A 1,638-nucleotide genomic window follows, 5' to 3' on the forward strand; every position below is an offset into this window, starting at 1 on the left:
GAGTACAAGACCGCCATGCCAACAACCGGAACCTATTACGAAGGAAGCATCGTCTGGAACTTGTCACCAAGCATCCAAGGAACAGCCGGGAGCCGCTATGTGGTCAACGGGTGGAGACGCATCACAACAGGCGTCGGCAATGTGCTCAATACCGATTGGGTCGAGATGCGTACACAGACAGGGACATGACTGGTATGAACCTGTAAGGAGGGATGTTATGACATTAGCACCATGGCCCAAAATGAAGCGTTCCTTGCCGACTAACGTCCAGCGTGAGTTTCGGGGAGTGAATCGGTTAGATCCGCTAACCATCGATGACCGATTCTCCTCGGATCAAGAGAATGTCACGACAGCAGATTATCCCGTTATGAAGACAAGGCCTGGTTACACGGTTCTGGGATCGACGCTGCCAGGGAGGATAACAGGGCTGTACCCGTGGAAGAACACCGAACTACAGGCCACAAGCAACGGGACATGGTATAAGTATTCCGGTGGATCTTGGGGCGCTGTATCGGGCGGTACGGGGTTCAGTACAATAGCAGAATGGTCATTCAGTAACTTCGGTGGTGGATTCTCTGGAATCAACCTAATCGGTATGAACGGAGTCAATGCTCCACAGCGGTACGATGGATCGACCGTACAGCCATTGACCGGAGCTCCAGCAGCTGGAGACTTCGTTGACACCTTCCAGGACCGCGTATGGTGCGTCTCAGTTCAGAACGGGATTAAGAATCAGTTGAACTTCTCCGAGTTCAGGATCGCAACGAACTGGACAACAACTAGTGGTGCCGATAGTGATCCTGGATTCATCATCGTAGAGGACAATCGCGGCGAACCGATCAGTGGGATTCACGCCGGGAACTCGCATATGACCATCTTCAAGCCCAATAGTATCTATGAGCTGTACGGATATAATCCGAATGACTTTCAGCTTATTAACGTGACGCAAGAGGTTGGACTAGTGTCAAACCAAGCATGGACTACGGCAAAGGGGATTCAGTACTTTGTTCATACCTCTGGGATATATCGTTACTCTGGCGGGACACTTCCGGACGAAGAGTTCTCTAGGCCCGTACAAGAATATGTAACACGAATAACGCCAAGTGCTACAGCTAAATGCTGCTGTGGAACTGATGGCGTTTTTGTTTGGTTCGCATTGCCGATAGACGGATCAACCGAGAACAACATTCTGATAGAGTACAACACCGAGTTCGGTCTATGGGCAGTATGGCGAAATTTCGCTCCAACGCATATGACCAACGTAAACGGATCGTATTACATTGGAGGGGTAGAAGGTCAGGTAAGGCTAATAGGAGGCGTAACGGACAACGGAGTGCCTATTAGCGGATACTATACGACCAAGGTGTTCGGAGCTGGCTCGTTTGCTCAGAAGCTTAGATGGAAGCGAGCCTGGGCAAATACAGTTGTACCACCAGGATCAACATTAACCGCATCGCTGTCAGGAAATGCAGACCGGACAACCGGATTCACGCTCGCACAGAACTTCCCGAACTCGACGGAGCTCAATGCGAATCGCGTGATCATTCCGACCAACGCCGCCTATCACTCCAATTACGTCACACTGCGGTTCAATTTTACGGGTCCGGTTACAGTGAAGGAAATCACGTGGGAGCAAGA

2 protein-coding genes are annotated in these 1,638 nt (G+C 50.7%); both read left to right on the plus strand.

Going from position 1 to position 1,638, the window contains the following annotated elements; all coding sequences use genetic code 11:
* The coding region (locus AC1DWB_RS34730) for a hypothetical protein (RefSeq protein ID WP_477545625.1) at positions 1-189 on the plus strand (189 nt) is incomplete at its 5' end.
* Positions 190-217: 28 nt separating this feature from the next.
* A partial coding sequence (locus tag AC1DWB_RS34735; RefSeq protein WP_477545626.1) for a hypothetical protein occupies positions 218-1,638 on the plus strand: 1,421 nt, incomplete at its 3' end.

It is taken from the genome of Paenibacillus sp. P4_E11 (genome assembly GCF_056401635.1).